13 protein-coding genes are annotated in these 14,199 nt (G+C 64.0%); 5 read left to right on the forward strand and 8 right to left on the reverse strand.

The window, feature by feature from the left end; all coding sequences use genetic code 11:
- Positions 1-11 precede the first annotated feature (11 nt).
- The gene (locus tag HNO52_RS05945) at positions 12-842 is read right to left on the reverse strand and encodes a Rho termination factor N-terminal domain-containing protein (RefSeq protein WP_197568266.1); all 831 of its coding nucleotides are present in this window, start codon (positions 840-842) and stop codon (positions 12-14) included.
- A gap of 163 nt (positions 843-1,005) precedes the next feature.
- Here HNO52_RS05945 and HNO52_RS05950 point away from each other — a divergent pair, with 163 nt between their 5' ends.
- On the forward strand, positions 1,006-2,070 hold the full coding sequence (locus HNO52_RS05950) for an AI-2E family transporter (protein WP_197568267.1): 1,065 nt from the start codon (positions 1,006-1,008) through the stop codon (positions 2,068-2,070).
- 30 nt (positions 2,071-2,100) lie between these two features.
- On the opposite strand, the gene nosR is transcribed toward HNO52_RS05950, so the two are convergent.
- From nosR to HNO52_RS05975, 5 genes are all read right to left on the reverse strand, one after another.
- Positions 2,101-3,465 carry a response regulator c-di-GMP phosphodiesterase, NosR family gene (nosR, locus tag HNO52_RS05955; protein WP_197568268.1) on the reverse strand — a complete coding sequence of 455 codons (1,365 nt, stop codon included), beginning with the start codon at positions 3,463-3,465 and terminating at the stop codon, positions 2,101-2,103.
- Between the two features lie 92 nt (positions 3,466-3,557).
- Complete coding sequence (locus HNO52_RS05960) at positions 3,558-4,043, reverse strand: peroxiredoxin (protein ID WP_197568269.1); 486 nt, start codon at positions 4,041-4,043, stop codon at positions 3,558-3,560.
- Positions 4,044-4,123: 80 nt separating this feature from the next.
- Positions 4,124-4,546 (reverse strand): GFA family protein, encoded by a 423-nt coding sequence (locus HNO52_RS05965; protein ID WP_197568270.1) that lies wholly within the window; start codon positions 4,544-4,546, stop codon positions 4,124-4,126.
- Between the two features lie 120 nt (positions 4,547-4,666).
- Positions 4,667-5,773: a histone deacetylase family protein gene (locus HNO52_RS05970; RefSeq protein WP_232090602.1), complete on the reverse strand. Its 1,107-nt coding sequence runs from the start codon at positions 5,771-5,773 to the stop codon at positions 4,667-4,669.
- Positions 5,774-5,827: 54 nt separating this feature from the next.
- Entirely contained in the window at positions 5,828-6,727 is a 900-nt protein-coding gene (locus HNO52_RS05975) for a LysR family transcriptional regulator (protein ID WP_197568271.1), read from the reverse strand.
- 131 nt (positions 6,728-6,858) lie between these two features.
- Between HNO52_RS05975 and HNO52_RS05980 the strand changes: the two genes are divergently transcribed.
- Genes HNO52_RS05980 through HNO52_RS05995 form a run of 4 tightly spaced genes read left to right on the forward strand, consistent with a single transcriptional unit; the run spans position 6,859 to position 11,559 of the window.
- Entirely contained in the window at positions 6,859-7,836 is a 978-nt protein-coding gene (locus tag HNO52_RS05980; protein WP_232090604.1) for a TAXI family TRAP transporter solute-binding subunit, read from the forward strand.
- Positions 7,837-7,854: 18 nt separating this feature from the next.
- Complete coding sequence (locus HNO52_RS05985) at positions 7,855-9,783, forward strand: TRAP transporter permease (RefSeq protein ID WP_232090606.1); 1,929 nt, start codon at positions 7,855-7,857, stop codon at positions 9,781-9,783.
- A complete protein-coding gene (locus tag HNO52_RS05990) occupies positions 9,780-11,198 on the forward strand; it encodes an acyclic terpene utilization AtuA family protein (protein WP_197568272.1) in 1,419 nt (472 codons plus the stop codon). The genes HNO52_RS05985 and HNO52_RS05990 overlap by 4 nt, the downstream gene beginning before the upstream one ends.
- Positions 11,185-11,559 carry an AtuA-related protein gene (locus HNO52_RS05995; protein ID WP_232090608.1) on the forward strand — a complete coding sequence of 125 codons (375 nt, stop codon included), beginning with the start codon at positions 11,185-11,187 and terminating at the stop codon, positions 11,557-11,559. The genes HNO52_RS05990 and HNO52_RS05995 overlap by 14 nt, the downstream gene beginning before the upstream one ends.
- Before the next feature lie 127 nt (positions 11,560-11,686).
- Here the strand turns inward: HNO52_RS05995 and HNO52_RS06000 are convergent, their stop codons facing one another.
- Positions 11,687-13,039 carry an MFS transporter gene (locus HNO52_RS06000; protein WP_197568273.1) on the reverse strand — a complete coding sequence of 451 codons (1,353 nt, stop codon included), beginning with the start codon at positions 13,037-13,039 and terminating at the stop codon, positions 11,687-11,689.
- Between the two features lie 358 nt (positions 13,040-13,397).
- Complete coding sequence (locus HNO52_RS06005; protein WP_197568274.1) at positions 13,398-14,138, reverse strand: murein L,D-transpeptidase catalytic domain family protein; 741 nt, start codon at positions 14,136-14,138, stop codon at positions 13,398-13,400.
- Positions 14,139-14,199 lie beyond the last annotated feature (61 nt).

Below are 14,199 nucleotides of genomic sequence, written 5' to 3' on the forward strand. Positions count from 1 at the left end.
GAGGGTGGGGGTTAGGCTCGCGAACTCGTGCCAGGGCGCTGCCGACGACCGGCGAGGGCGCGCACGAGCTGCGACTTGTTCATGCTCGAACGGCCGCTGATGCGCCACTCGCTGGCCAGTCGGTAAAGCTCGTCTTTGCTCTTCGTTTCGAGGTTCGTCGCGTCACCGTCCGGCTTGCGCTCGGTGTGCCCGTCGGGCTTCGGCCGCTCGTTCTGCTGGGTCGTTTCCTCGGGCCGCGGCTTTCCTGACTGCTCGATGCACGCCTTCACCGCATCCAACAACTCCTCGCGTTTCATTTTCGACGTGCCGGAGATTTCGTACTTCCTCGCCATGTCGAGCAGCTCGGCCTTGGTGCGCAGGTTGAGCCCATAGATGTGTTCATGTTCACCCACGCTGTAGGGGAGGGGATCGGACTCGTCGGCCTCTTCGAGCTCTTCTATCATCTGCTTCAGGTACTCGATGACCTTCTTGCGCTGGGCTTTTTCGCTGACGTTCCAGGCATTGTTGCTGGCACGCTTGTGCGCGACCTTGAATTTCTTGCCTTCCAGGCAGGTCTCGTAGCTGTTGGCGTCGCACTTCTCTACGCGCTGATGGGACACGATCAGCCAGTTGTATTCCGTCCCGATGGGGGCGCCGGACTCCTCGGGGGCGCGCGCCGCCCGCCGCTTGGTGGTCTGATAAGAGATTTCCCACTCATCGGGGCTGAGCTTTCGTTCGCGCCACTCACCCTGGTCGTAGTACCACTTGTGCGAGCGGCCGACGGGCATGCCCGAGTAGCCTTTGCCTTCGTGCTGCTTGAGGCGGTCATAGCCTTGGGTTTTTCGCTTGTCATCGATAGCCATCGCGGAACCTCCTTGCTCTCAACCGAAGTCCATCTGTTCCATAGAGAGAGCGTAGTAGTTGACGAAGATGACGAAGTTCCTGGCGCGTGAGTTGCGTCTTCGGCATCTGCTAGGCTGATGCAGCAGACACCTGGAATGGTGTGAAGCCAGGCAAGGAGCAGACATGGCCGACAAGGACAGCGGCGTCGAATCGATCTCGCGCTACACTCGACGCGTCATGATTGCCATCGGGCTTGCCGCCCTCGTAGCGGTGTTGCTCTATTTCGCCAGCCAGCTCATCGATGTGCTGCTGCTGGCCTTTGCCGGCATTCTGGCGGCCGTGGCAATCGATGGTGTGGTGCGCCTGTGCCAGCGCTACTTGCCGATCGGGCGGCGCTGGGCCCTGGTGATTGCGCTGACGCTGGTCTGTCTGGCGTTTGGCGGGCTGGGGGCGCTGGTCGGTCCGCGCCTGGCGGAGGAGCTTCCGCAACTGGCGCAGCAGCTTCCTGAGGCCTTTCGCCGGCTTGCGGAGCAAGTGCAGGGAGTCCCAGGCGTCGAAGCGGCACTGAAGGAGTTCGACAATCCCGCTAGCCTGCTCGGGCAACCGATGCTGGATCGCTTTACCTCCGCCTTCTCCACTACCTTCGGAGCGCTGACGAATTTCCTGCTGATCCTGCTGGTGGGCTTCTACTTGGTGCTCAGTCCGAGCGAGTACATTCACCACGTGGTACTGCTGTGTCCCCCTGCGCGCCGGAAGCGCCTGCGCCAGGTGCTGTTCCTGCAGGGGCGCTCGCTGCGCTTGTGGTTGGTGAGCCGACTGATCTCCATGTTGTTCGTCGGCATCGGCGTCGCCCTCGGTTTGATGTTGATGGGCGTGCCGATGGCCGGCGCGCTGGGGCTGGTGGCTGGGCTGCTGTCCTTCATCCCTTATCTGGGGCCGATCCTGGGGGCCCTGCCGACGATATTGATCGCCTTTTTCGAATCGCCCGAGCTTGCCCTTTATGCCATCGGGCTCTACCTCGTCATCGAGACGGTGGAGTCGAATATCATCACGCCGCTGGCGGCCAAGGGCATGGTCTCTCTGCCGCCGGCCTTTACCGTGATGGTGCAGCTCGCGGGGGCGGCGGTAGCGGGAGTTGCCGGGGTCATGCTGGCCACTCCCATTGCCGTGGTGGCGGTGGTGGCCGTGCAGATGCTCTATGTGGAGGACGTACTCGGCGACGACGTCGACGTGCTGGGGGAACACTAGACGGTCCGGATGGCCGTCTCGACTGATCATTCATGGACGGTAGACCAGTACCGTGTAGTTTCGACCCTCGATTTCCTCGAAATTCTTTAGCTTGTCCATTAAGTGCTGATCCAGCTGCTTGCCTTCGTGCAGCAACAACATGCCGCTGGCGGAGTAAATGTCCTGGGCCAGAATCATACCCGGCTTCACTTGGCTAGTTTCCAGTGAAATGACCGCTTTGCCACTGGTTTGTAGGTCTGGCGCCTTTTCGATACACAGCTTGACGAAATCATGGCACAGCTCGGGATCGTAGATGCGTCCCGCAAACTTGCGCAGCAGAGCCAACGCCTGCGGGCGGGGTACTTCACGTGGCAGAACCATGCCACGCTGTAGCTCGATGAAGTCAACGGCCAGTCCCAGCAGGCGTGCGCCATAGGGAATGTCCCTGCCTTCGATTCGATCGGGAAAACCGCCACCGTTCCAGCGCTCTCGATGGTGGCGCACGATTTTTGCCGCTCTCTTCAGTTGAGGCATCGCCATCAACTGGTTCTCGCCGCTTACCGGGTAATGCTGGTAGGCAGCACGCTCATGTGCCGACAGCTGCTCGGACGGGGTGACAAGCAAATGATCGTCCCAGGTGAGTTTTCCCATGTTGTAGAGTGCCGAAGCCAGCTGGAGGTCTTGCTGTAACGTACGATCCAGCTCATGTGCTTCGCAGAAAGCAGTGACGAGGGCATGTACTTGGTCGTTTGTCTGGAGATGGCGAGGCAGACGCTGATGGAGAAGATCGCCAATGACGCGTGCTGTCGTCACATGCATGTGCAGCAGCTCATCGTACGCCTTGTCCAGCATTTCGGCGGTTTGCTTGAGTTCTTGCTGAGTTGCCTCGATCCGTTGCTCCAGTGCAGCATTGAGCGCGATCAAATCCTGGTTCTGCTCGAGCAGCGCTTTCTCACGGCGCATTTGTTCTCGCTGGTTGCCGAGTTGCTCCAGCCCCCGGCGAAGCATCAGGCGGAGTCTCTCGTCGTGCCACGGTATGGGAATCAAGCCGTAGATATGGCCTTCTTCGATGGCGCGAAGTGTGTCTTCGGTGCCGGAAGTAACATCGGTCATGAGCAGGCGAAGGCAGTCCGGCCAATGCTCTTCGAGGAGTTCCAGTAATTCGTGCCCATCCAGGCTTGGCGTGAGCGCGTCGAATAGCACGATGTCGACGGGCTCGCGCTCCAGGGTTGCCAGGGCATCCTGAGCACTTTCCGCATTCAGGACGTTGAAGCCCTCCTGCTCAACTATTTCGGAGAGAGACGTTAGGCGGCCGGTATCCTCTACCACCAGCAATAGGGTTACCGGCTCGGATTCTGCCTGAGCCGGCACCTGTTCTGGCTGACGTTGTGCGTCATGTATCGCTTCGCCTTCCATGCTGCTCCCCCAAACAATTGAGGCAATGAGCCGAATATGGCTTTAACTGCTGTATCGGCCGCATTGGAGGAAGCTTGAGGAAGCGCGGTATATCAGTTCTGTAGATGCGCCAATATCGTATCGACGCTGCTCTTGTCGACCACGCCGCGTTCGGTATCGATGCCGACGTAGGTCACCACGCCATCCTCGGCGATCAGGGCGAAACGCAGGCAGCGAGTGCCCATGCAGGCACCGCTGGAATCCTTTTCCATGCCCAGGGCGCGAGTCAGCTCAGCGTTGCCGTCGGCCAGCATCAGAATCGCCTGGGCGTTCTGATCCTTTTGCCAGGCGCGCATCACGAAAGCGTCGTTGACTGCCATGCAGGCGAGGGTATCGACCTTCTCCAGCACCTGGTCGGTCTTGATCACAAAGCCGGGCATGTGGGTGTTGGAGCAGCTGGGCGTGAAGGCACCCGGCACGCCGAACAGCACCACGCGCTTGCCGGCGAACACCTCGCCGGTGGTGATGTCCTCGGGACCGTCGGGGCCGTTGGTCTTGAGCTTTACGTCGGGGATCTTGTCGCCTACGGAAATGGGCATTGGACAGCTCCATGTCATGTCATCGATAGCGATACTGTAGCGCAGTATGGCCGCCTGGCACGTTGCCGAATGTAGCCCGGTCAACTGCCCTGGTAGGCGTCGAAGACTTCCTGGCCGGTCATGTCGCGGGTCTCGTTGGCGAAGCGGTAAAACGCCGGCTTCTGATCGATGAAGATCTGCGAATCGAAACTCCATGCCTCGCCGCCGTCGACCAGGCCGACCGGAACGGCATAGTGGTTGCCGTTCTTGAGGCGGTAGAAGAGGTGGGTGCCGCAGCGCCGGCAGAAGCCGCGCTCGGCCCAGTCCGACGAAGCATAGACCGTGATGTTCTCCTCGCCTTCTATCTCGACGTCGCTGACCGACTCCAGCGCCAGCAGCGGGCCACCGCCCCAGGTGCGGCACATGTCGCAGTGGCAGGCGCCGACGTTCTGCTTGTTGACCGCCACGGCGACTTTCACCGCGCCGCACAGGCAACTGCCGCGCGCATTCATCCCGTCTTTCATGGACTCTCTCCTCCATCAAGCATTGGACCGAACATACTGGCGAAGGATAGTCGCTGCATGTGAGGTTCGCTGCCTCATGATGCAGGTCGATGATCGGTGCCAAACGCCTTGCCAGGCCGGTTAGTCGGGGTCGTCCGAGACGAAGGCCTGGCGATGAAAGGCGGCTGCGGCCTCGACCTCGGCCAGGCCGGTGATGCTGGGCTCTTGCAGGGTGCCGCCAGCCAGAGCTTCGAGAACCGTCCTGACTCCCCGTGACAAGGAAATGAGGTGGTATCCCCCTTCCAGCACGAAGACCAGTTGGCCCTTGCAATGTCGACGCGCGACCTCCTGCAGGATGCCGGTCATGGCGGCGAAGCCTTCGAAGGAGACATTGAGGGCGAGATCGAACGGATGCGGATCGAACCCTGCCGATACCAGGATCAGGTCCGGTTGGAACCAGTCGGCGGCAGGCACCAGGATCTCGTTGAAGGCCTTGAGATAGGCCTGGTCGCCAGCGCCGGCCGGCATGGGGACGTTGACCGTGGTGCCTTCGCCCAAGCCAACACCGATCTCTTCCAGTTGCCCGGTGCCGGGATAGAAGGGCGAGGCACGGTGGATGTCGAAGAACAGCACATCGGGGTCGGCATAGAAGATGTCCTGGGTGCCGTTGCCGTGATGGGCGTCCCAATCCACGATCATGACGCGCCGGCACCCGAGTTCCGCCTGGGCGTGGGCGGCAGCAACCGCCACGTTGTTGAACAGGCAGAAGCCGCGGGCACGCACCGGTTCGGCGTGGTGCCCGGGTGGGCGCACTAGCGCGAATGCGGATTCGCTGCGTCCCTGGATAACCGCCTCGACTGCGGCGATGGCGGTGCCGGCGGCCACTTCGGCGGCATCGATGCTGCCGGTGGAAACTGCCGTGGTATCCACGTCTAGCCAGGCGTTCTTGCCGCGCAGGTCGAAGATGTGGCTGAGATACGAACTGGTGTGGACGCGTCCCAGCTGGTCCCGCGTTGCCGACTTGCCACACTCGAAGCGCAGGCCGGGCACCGGCTCGAGTTCCAGCAATTGACGAATGGCGCTGAGCCTACCTGCGTGTTCCGGATACTTCCAGGGCACGTTCAGCGATGAAAGCAGTTGGCGTATTCGCCGCTCCATGCGGCTGGGCAGGAAGGGGGCCTCGGAGTCAGGCTGATGGGATAGCACTCGTTCGTCGTAGAAGGCGATCACGCTATTGGGCTCGGCCACGTTCCGCTCCTGGGCAGGGTCGGGTTCACCTCCAGCATAGCGCCTATAGAGATGCTAGCGGCTCGAATCCCGTGTTGCCTCCCGGATCATCTCGCGGAGTGCCGCGGCGGCGGCCGAGAGTGGATGACGATGGCGCATGACGATGCCCAGCGGGCGCTCGATGTCGGGCGTCGTCAACGGCCTGTAGTCGATGCCGTCGGTGGCGATCTGACGGAAGCTGAGCCGCGGCAGCACGCTGATGCCGAGGCCGGCGGCCACCATGCGACCCACGGTGGCGATCTGGCTGGCGTCGCAGAGGATCTCCAGCGGAGCGTCCACTCCCGCCATGATGCGGTCGATGTCCTGGCGCGAGCTGGAGAGGCGATTGATGCCGATGAAGGGGTGCCTGGCCAGTTGCGCCCACTGCACGCTGTGCTGCTCCAGCAGCGGATGCCCGCTGGGGCAGACCGCCACGTAGCGATCCACCAGTACCGGTTCGAAGGCCAGTTCCTCGGTGTCGTGGGGTGCCACCGAGAGGCCGAGGTCGGCGCGGCCCTCGCGCACCAGTTGGCTGACCTGTTCGGCAAGCACGTCGTGCAGGCTCAGGTTGATGCGCGGGTAGCGGGCGTGAAAAGTGGCGATGATACCCGGCAACAGCCCCGCCGCCAGGGTGGGCAGCGCGGCCACGGTGACCTTGCCGCGCTGCTTGGAGAAGCGCTCCTCGAGGTCGTCGAAGGCTTCGGACCAGTCGTTGAGCAGGCGTATCGCCACCGGCAGGAAGGCTTCGCCTTCAGGCGTCAGGCTGAGCTGGCGCGTGGTGCGCGAGAACAGCGCGCCACCGACGGTTTCCTCCAGCTTGCGCAGGGTGATGGAAATCGCCGGCTGGGAGAGGTGGATGCGCTCGCTGGCCTCGGCCAGGTTGCTCGACTGGGCGACGGCGACGAAGGCGCGCAGCTGCTTGATGCTGGGTTTCATTTAAGAAGTAAAACACAATTTAAAAACTATTCAATATACAAAATAAAAGTGTCGCACCATGCTGCGGCATAGGGGTTATCCCTACGCAACACGACAAAAACAAGCCCGCAAGCCGGGCCAAGGAGCCACTCATGAAGCCAACCATGAAGACCCTGCTCACTGCCATGGCAGCCAGCGCCACCCTGCTGTCTGCCGCTGCCGTACAGGCCCAGGAGCGCCTGCTGATCGGCTCGACCTCCAGCTCATCGAGCCACTACGGCTACTTCGTCGCCGTCAATCAGATCATCAACAACCAGGTCGAGGGGGTCAGCGCCTCGGTGGCTGAGACCGGAGCCACCGTCGACAACCTGCGCCGCTTGAGCCGCAATCAGATCGACATGGGGCTGGTGACCACCAATACCGGCTACCACGCCTATGCGGGGCAACAGGACTTCGACGGTCGCCCGGTCGATAGCCGCCTGCTGTGGGTCTATACCGTGGCGCCCCAGAACGTGGTGATACGCGAGGATGCGGATGTCTCCAGCCTCGAGGGGCTCGACGGCGTGCGCTTCAACCCGGGCATTACCGGTTCGGCCACCGAGAGCACCACCGAAGCGGTGTTCGAGACGCTCGGCATCTCGCCCGACTACGTGCGCGGTTCGACTACCGACGTGGTCGATTCCATCAAGGACGGCCGCATCATGGGCTACGTCAAGTCGGGGGTCGGCAACAAGCTCGACGGCTCGACCATGGACATCGCCACCTTCACGCCGATCAACGTGCTGTCGCTCTCGGGTGAGCAGGCCGACACCCTGCGTGCCGAGATGCCCGACCTGGCCGTGGTCAATATTCCCGAAGGTGCCGGCGAAGGCGTTCCGGCCTATACCACCTGGGCCTTCGGCGTGGCCGTGCATGCGCACCCGGACCTCGACGAGGAGACCGCCTACCAGATCGTCAAGGCAGTGATGGAGAACCCCGAGCCGCAGGCCAACGCCTTCTCGGCCGTGCGTGACGAGGATTTGGCGCAGATGACCCTGGATGTCGGCACCGTGCCGCTGCATGCCGGTGCGGCGCGCTACTTCGAGGAGCAGGGTCTGGAAATTCCCGACGCCCTGCAGCCCGTCGAGTAACGCCAGGAGGCGTTTGCCATGCGCGAGAATCTGACCAAGCTGCTGGCCCTCGCATTGGGCGGCCTGATCCTCTATACCTCAGCGACCGGCCCCTTCGAGAGCCTGATCCAGCGGGCCATCTTTCTCGCGCTGGTGATCCTGCTGGGGCTGACGCTCTATCCGCTGGGAGCCGACAGGCGCTGGCGGCCGCTGGGGCTGGCGGTGGACATGTGCCTGGCCGTCGGCACGGTACTGGCCTGCGGCTACGTGGCGATGAACCATGAACGGATTCTCGTCGAGCTGCCCTGGGCCACACCGCGGGACATGCTGTTCACCGGCGTGCTGGTGGTGACGGTGCTGGAACTTTCACGGCGCGCCATCGGGGCGATATTCCCGCTGCTGGTGTTGGCGGGGCTGGCCTATGCCTGGCTCGGGGGGGCAATCCCCGGGCCGCTGGGGCATCGCGGCTTCGACCTCTATTTCATTACCGAGACGCTCTACCTGGGTGACCTGGGCGTGTGGGGCATGCTGGTCGGCGTAGCCGCCACCACCATCGCCGCCTTCGTGCTGTTCGGCTGCCTGCTGCTGCATACCGGTGGCGGCCAGACCTTCATGGACCTGGCGCTGCGCATCAGCGGTCGCTCGCCGGGCGGTGCGGCCAAGGTCGCCACCGTGGCCTCGGGGCTGTTCGGCATGGTCAGCGGCAGTGCCGTGGCCAACGTGGCCACCACCGGCAATTTCACCATTCCCATGATGAAGCGGCTCAATTATCCCGCGCCCTTCGCCTCTGGGGTGGAAGCGGTGGCTTCCACCGGCGGCCAGATCGCCCCGCCGATCCTCGGCGCGGCGGCCTTCATCATGGCCGAGATCCTCGGCGAGAGTTACCTGCGCATCGCGCTTGCCGCGCTGCTGCCGGCGATCCTGTTCTATCTCGGTGTGTTCCTGACCATCCACCTGGTGGCGCGGCGACGCAACCTGCAGGTGGTGCCCGACGACGAGCTGCCGAGCTGGCCGGAGGTGCTGCGTCCGGAGCGTATCATTCCGATCCTGGCGGCGCTGGGCGGGCTCTTCTACGGCGTGTTGTCGGGGCGCTCGATCCAGATGGCGGCCTTCTACGGCATCCTGATGACGGTGCTGACCTTCGTGCCCTTCGCCTTGCTGGCGCGCCGGCCGCTGCGCGAGATCGCCGGCAAGCTGCTGGCCGGGCTGATCGATGCCGGCAAGGGCATGGTGATCATCGGCGTGCTGCTGGCCGGCGCGCAGATGCTGGTGGCGATGATCGGCATGACCGGCATCGGCGTGACGCTGGCCAGCCTGATCGTCAACGTGGGAGGCGAGTCGCTGTTCCTGGTGGCCTTCATCGTCGGTGGCGTGTGCCTGATTCTGGGCATGGGCATTCCCACCACGGCGGCCTACGTGCTGGTGGCTTCGGTGCTGGCCCCGGCGCTGACCACCATCGGCGTCGAGCCGCTGATCGCTCACCTGTTCGTGTTCTACTTCGCCACGCTGTCCGTTATCACGCCGCCGGTGTGCGTGGCGGTGTTCGTCGCGGCGGGCATTGCCGGTACCAACTGGCTGCCGGCGGCAGGCGAGGCGGTGCGTCTGGCGGCGGCGATCTACGTCATTCCCTTTCTGCTGCTGATCTACCCGGCCCTGGCCGGCTTCGGCAGTGCCTTGGACATCATGTTGGCCTGCTCCCAGGGCGTGGTGTTCGTGGTCGCCTTCGCCGCGTTGATGTCGAGGGTGGCGATGACCGGCAACCGGCTGCTGGACGTGGCGGGGCTCGTGCTGGTGGTGGGGCTGGCGCTGATCCCCGGCTGGTTGACCACGGCCGGCGCGCTGCTGCTGCTGGTGGCGCTCTTCGCCTGTCGCCGCCAACTCCTGGCCGCGACCCCTTCCGGTGAGAGAAGGCCTGGCGAGAAGACGCCGAACGCCCAGGATATCCCGGCCAAGGAGACCCACTCATGACCTTTCTGCTGGGAAGCGGGGCGGGATTCTCCGGCGACCGCACCGATGCGGCCATTCCGGTGGTAGCCGAGCTGATCCGTCGCGGCCAGCCCGCCGCCTTGCTGTTCGAGACCTTGGGTGAGCGCACCCTGGCGGCGGCTCACCGCGCCATGCGCGACGATCCTGCGGCCGGCTACGAGCCGCTGCTGGAGGAGCTGCTGGCGCCGATACTCGACGACTGCCTGACACACGGGATCGCGATTCTCGGCAACTTCGGCGCGGCCAACCCGGTCGGCGCCTGTCGCGTGGTGGCCGAGCTGGCAGCTCGCACGCAGCGCGGCGGGGCAAGCATCGGTAGGGTGCATGGCGACGACATACGTGCACGCCTCGGCGAGCTGGAGCTGCAGCGCTGGGAGGCGGAGAGCCGCGAGCTGCCCGGCGAGGAGGCGCTGATCTCGGCCAACGTCTACCTGGGTGCAGCGCCCCTGGTCGAGGCGCTCGAGCTGGGCGCCGAGGTGGTGGTCAGCGGCCGGGTGGCCGACCCCGCGCTGTTCCTGGCGCCGTTGATGCATCACTTCGGCTGGGCCTGGGACGACTGGGACCGCCTGGCTGCCGGCATGATGGCGGGCCACCTGGGCGAGTGCGGGGCCCAGATCAGCGGCGGCTACTTCGCCGACCCTGGCTGCAAGGAGGTGCCGAATCTCGCGCGGGTCGGCTATCCGATCATCGAGGTGGAGGAGGATGGCAGTCTGGTGGTGACCAAGCCCGCCGGCACCGGCGGCATGGTCACCGCGCGCACGGTCAAGGAGCAGTTGCTCTACGAGGTGCATGACCCGGCCAACTACCTGACCCCCGACGTGGTGGTGGATCTCTCTTCCGTGCGGGTCGAGGAGCTCGGCCCGGACCGGGTGGCGGTGAGCGGCATCCGCGGCAAGCCCGCCCCCGAGCGGCTCAAGACCACCGTCTGCTACGAAGGCGGCTGGCAGGGCGAGGCGGAGATCTCCTACGCCGGGCCCAACGCGCTGGCCCGGGCCAGGCTCGCCGCCGAGGTGCTGCGCGAGCGGCTGACGTTCCGAGCGCCAGCAGAGCTGCGCTCGCGGCTGGACATCATCGGCCATGCCAGCGTCTTCGACAGCGATGCCGGCGACCTGCAGCGCACGCTGCCGGCGAGCGCCGGCGGCGACTACCGCCTGCGCCTGGCCGTCGAGCATCCCGAGCGCCGCTGGGTGGAACGCGCCACCCAGGAACTGCTGGCACTCTATTGCGCCGGCCCTGCCGGCGGCGGCGGGGTACGACGCCAGTTCCAGCGGCGAGTCCGCACGGCTTCCTATCTGGTCAAGCGCAGCGACGTGGAAGCCTTCGCCACCCTGTTCGATGCCACTCTTTGCGAGACGCAGATGGCCAACGAGAGGAGAGCCGCCGATGACGCCCACTGAAACGAACATGGTTTCAAGCACCGCCGATGGGCATGAGGTAGCGCTGCATCGCCTGGCCCATGCCCGCGCCGGCGACAAGGGCGACCGCCTCAACTTGGCGCTGTTCGCCTATGAGCCGCACCATTACGCGACCCTGGTGGAACAGGTCACCGAGGAGCGGGTTCTGGCGCTGTTCGCCCACCGTGGCGCCAGCTGCGTACGCCGCTATCTGCTGCCGGGGCTTGCCGGCATGAACCTGGTGATCGACGACGTACTGCAGGGCGGAGTCAACGGTGCCCTCAACCTGGACGGCCACGGCAAGACGCTCTCGTTCCTGCTACTGGGGATGAGCATGGTGGTCGAAGACGTGAGGCTCCGCTGAAAGGAACGGCGCCTGCCCGGATTCGCATGACATCGTCACGGGAACCTGGGCAGGCGCCGTTATTCTGGCGCTGAACGATCAAGGCGAGGCCCGGCAATCTGGCACCAGGTTGCCGGGCATTTTCGTCTCAGCGCAAGCTCAGTGCACCGGCGCCGGTGTCCTCGCCCACCGCGTCGGTATAGGCCTTGGCCTCCTCGGCTTCGACTTCGGGCGAGAAGCGTACGACCAGGGCACACAGCGAGGCGATTATCACGGCGATGCCGAGGTAGAACAGCCCCTGCTGGTAGGAGAGCGACTCCGAGCGGAACAGGAAGCCGGCGGCCACTGCTCCTGCATTGCCGCCGGCACCGACGATCCCGGCCACCGCCCCAAGCGCCTTCCTGTTGATGAAGGGCACCACGCCGAAGGTGGCTCCCTCGGCCATCTGCACGAACAGGCTGAACACAAGCATGATGCCTATGGCCAGCGTCAGCACGTGCATCTGCGAGAAGAACAACAGCGCTACACCTTCACAGAGCATCGCGATGAACAGCCAGCGCACGCGACCCTTGAGGCCGCCGTTGCGCGCGAACAGGTCGGAGAAGACGCCGCCCAGGGTGCGGGCGAAGATGTTCATCAATCCGAACAGGCCGGCGATCATGCCGGCGGTGGCCAGCGTCAGGTCGAAGTTGTCGAAGAAGTAGATGGCGGCGATGTTGTTGATGGTCAGTTCGACACCGAAGCAGGCGGCATACACCACGAACAGCGCCCACACGCGGATATCCTTGGCTGCGGTCTTGAAGCTCGCGCCCATGCCATGCTCGCCGCTGGCTTCGGGGAGTTCGCCGCGGGCGCGCAGCTCGTCGAAGTTGCCGTCGGGGGCGTCCTGGGTGAACAGGTAGTAACCGATACCGGCGAAGAACAGCACCACGCCGGGAACGATCATCGCCAGGCGCCAGCCGAGCGCCTCGTTGACGCCGAGCATCAGCATGCCGGAGAAGATCAGCGGCATCAGAATCTGCGTGGTGCCGCCACCCAAGTTGCCCCAGCCGGCCGAGGTGGCATTGGCGGTGCCGACCACGTTGGGCGCGAACATTACCGAAGTGTGGTACTGGGTGATGACGAAGGAGGCGCCGATGGCACCGATGGCCAGGCGCGCCAGGAAGAAGGTCTCGAAGCTCGAGGCCAGGCCGATGCCCATCACCGGTAGCGAGCCCAGGCACAGCAGCCAGGTGTAGGCCTTGCGCGGCCCGATGCGGTCGCAAAGTACGCCCATGACCAGACGTACCACAATGGTAATGGCCACCGAGGCGATGATGGTGTTGCCGATCTGGGTCTTGGTCAGCCCCAGGTCATCACGCACGATGGCCATCAGCGGGGCGATGCCGAACCAGCCGAAAAAGCAGATGTGGAAGGCGAACCAGGAGAAGTGGAAGGCGCGCATTTGTGGCGTGCGCAGGCTCAAGAGGCGAATTCGGTTCGCCTTGTTGCGAATTTCCATGGGCTAGGACCTCGTACGGATTGCCGATACGTGAGTTCGCCCTTCTCCGTTGAAGGTCAGGTCTGACGCACTCGTGCTTCCCGCGAGAAGCCTGGTCCACGCCTACCCAGCATTTGGTTTATATCAAGCAACCTGTTTGCCATATTGATGCCTTATTCTTTTAAAACATTCAGTTGTGGTTAAGTGGCTGCTAGAAGGTATTACCGGAAACGAGGGCTGGAGTGGTAAGAATGGTGCAGCGCCGCAGACGAGTGCCCCCTGCTGGTGCTGCAGGGGGGTTGAAGAGGGAAGTCTGAAGGGGGTGATGCAAAAAGCGAAAGGGGGTGGTGCAGGAGACGCAAGGCTCAGTTCGCAAGGCTCAGTGCATGGCCAACTGCGTGGATGCCTGGTCGCAACTGAGGAAGGCGGAGTTTTCCAGCCACTCGGGGTCGGGGTAGTAAGCGAATAGGTAATGATCCTCCTTGATGCTGTCGATCAACGGGTAGGTCACTTCCTGGCGTACCGCCGGGCAACCGTGGCTACGGCCCAGCCGGCCGGTCTTCTGAATAAAGGATTCGCTGACGTAATCGGCACCGTGGATCACGATGGCGCGCTGATAGGCCTGGTCGTTGACGCCATCCTCCAGGCCTTCCAGGCGCAGCGAATAGCCGTTGCTGCCGTAGTAGCTGTTCATGGTGCGGAACAGGCCCAGGCTCGACTGGTGGCTCTCGGGGGTGTTGGAGAACAGCGTGGCCTCGGCATTGCCCGAGCCACGGCCGTGGGAGACGAGTTCCTCGAACAACAGCCGCTCTTGCGCCAGGTCGAAGACCCACAGGCGCGGCTCGGTGGAAGGGAGTGAGAAGTCGATCACCGCCAGCCGTTCGGCATCGGGTTCGGCGCAGGCCAGGGCGCTGGCGGCAAGCTTCAGCACCTGCGGGTCGGCGTCAGGCGCGAGGCGAGTCAGGGTCCGGCTCAACGGCACGGCGGCTGGGTAAGAGAGGCCTGCCTGAGCCAGGAAATCACCGGCGTGGACGGTGGTGGAAAGGACCGTGGGTAGTGTGGCCAGCAAAGAAGCGGCCAGGGTCGATAGCGGAAGTCGCAGTGACGGTAGCAAGCGCATCGAACATGCCTATACGTTGACGCCGCGAACGGCAGGCGCCACTCGCAGAAACAGAAATGGG

Origin of the sequence: Halomonas sp. MCCC 1A13316, assembly GCF_014931605.1 — a bacterium.
GTDB lineage: Bacteria > Pseudomonadota > Gammaproteobacteria > Pseudomonadales > Halomonadaceae > Halomonas.

What these genes read in the sequence shown, in the direction of transcription:
- nosR (WP_197568268.1), bottom strand. Translation starts at nt 3,465, where the DNA reads ATGGAAGGCGAAGCGATACATGACGCACAACGTCAGCCAGAACAGGTG.
- HNO52_RS06005 (WP_197568274.1), bottom strand. Translation starts at nt 14,138, where the DNA reads ATGCGCTTGCTACCGTCACTGCGACTTCCGCTATCGACCCTGGCCGCT.
- HNO52_RS05995 (WP_232090608.1), top strand. Translation starts at nt 11,185, where the DNA reads ATGACGCCCACTGAAACGAACATGGTTTCAAGCACCGCCGATGGGCAT.
- HNO52_RS05980 (WP_232090604.1), top strand. Translation starts at nt 6,859, where the DNA reads ATGAAGCCAACCATGAAGACCCTGCTCACTGCCATGGCAGCCAGCGCC.
- HNO52_RS06000 (WP_197568273.1), bottom strand. Translation starts at nt 13,039, where the DNA reads ATGGAAATTCGCAACAAGGCGAACCGAATTCGCCTCTTGAGCCTGCGC.
- HNO52_RS05950 (WP_197568267.1), top strand. Translation starts at nt 1,006, where the DNA reads ATGGCCGACAAGGACAGCGGCGTCGAATCGATCTCGCGCTACACTCGA.
- HNO52_RS05965 (WP_197568270.1), bottom strand. Translation starts at nt 4,546, where the DNA reads ATGAAAGACGGGATGAATGCGCGCGGCAGTTGCCTGTGCGGCGCGGTG.
- HNO52_RS05945 (WP_197568266.1), bottom strand. Translation starts at nt 842, where the DNA reads ATGGCTATCGATGACAAGCGAAAAACCCAAGGCTATGACCGCCTCAAG.
- HNO52_RS05990 (WP_197568272.1), top strand. Translation starts at nt 9,780, where the DNA reads ATGACCTTTCTGCTGGGAAGCGGGGCGGGATTCTCCGGCGACCGCACC.
- HNO52_RS05985 (WP_232090606.1), top strand. Translation starts at nt 7,855, where the DNA reads ATGCGCGAGAATCTGACCAAGCTGCTGGCCCTCGCATTGGGCGGCCTG.
- HNO52_RS05960 (WP_197568269.1), bottom strand. Translation starts at nt 4,043, where the DNA reads ATGCCCATTTCCGTAGGCGACAAGATCCCCGACGTAAAGCTCAAGACC.
- HNO52_RS05975 (WP_197568271.1), bottom strand. Translation starts at nt 6,727, where the DNA reads ATGAAACCCAGCATCAAGCAGCTGCGCGCCTTCGTCGCCGTCGCCCAG.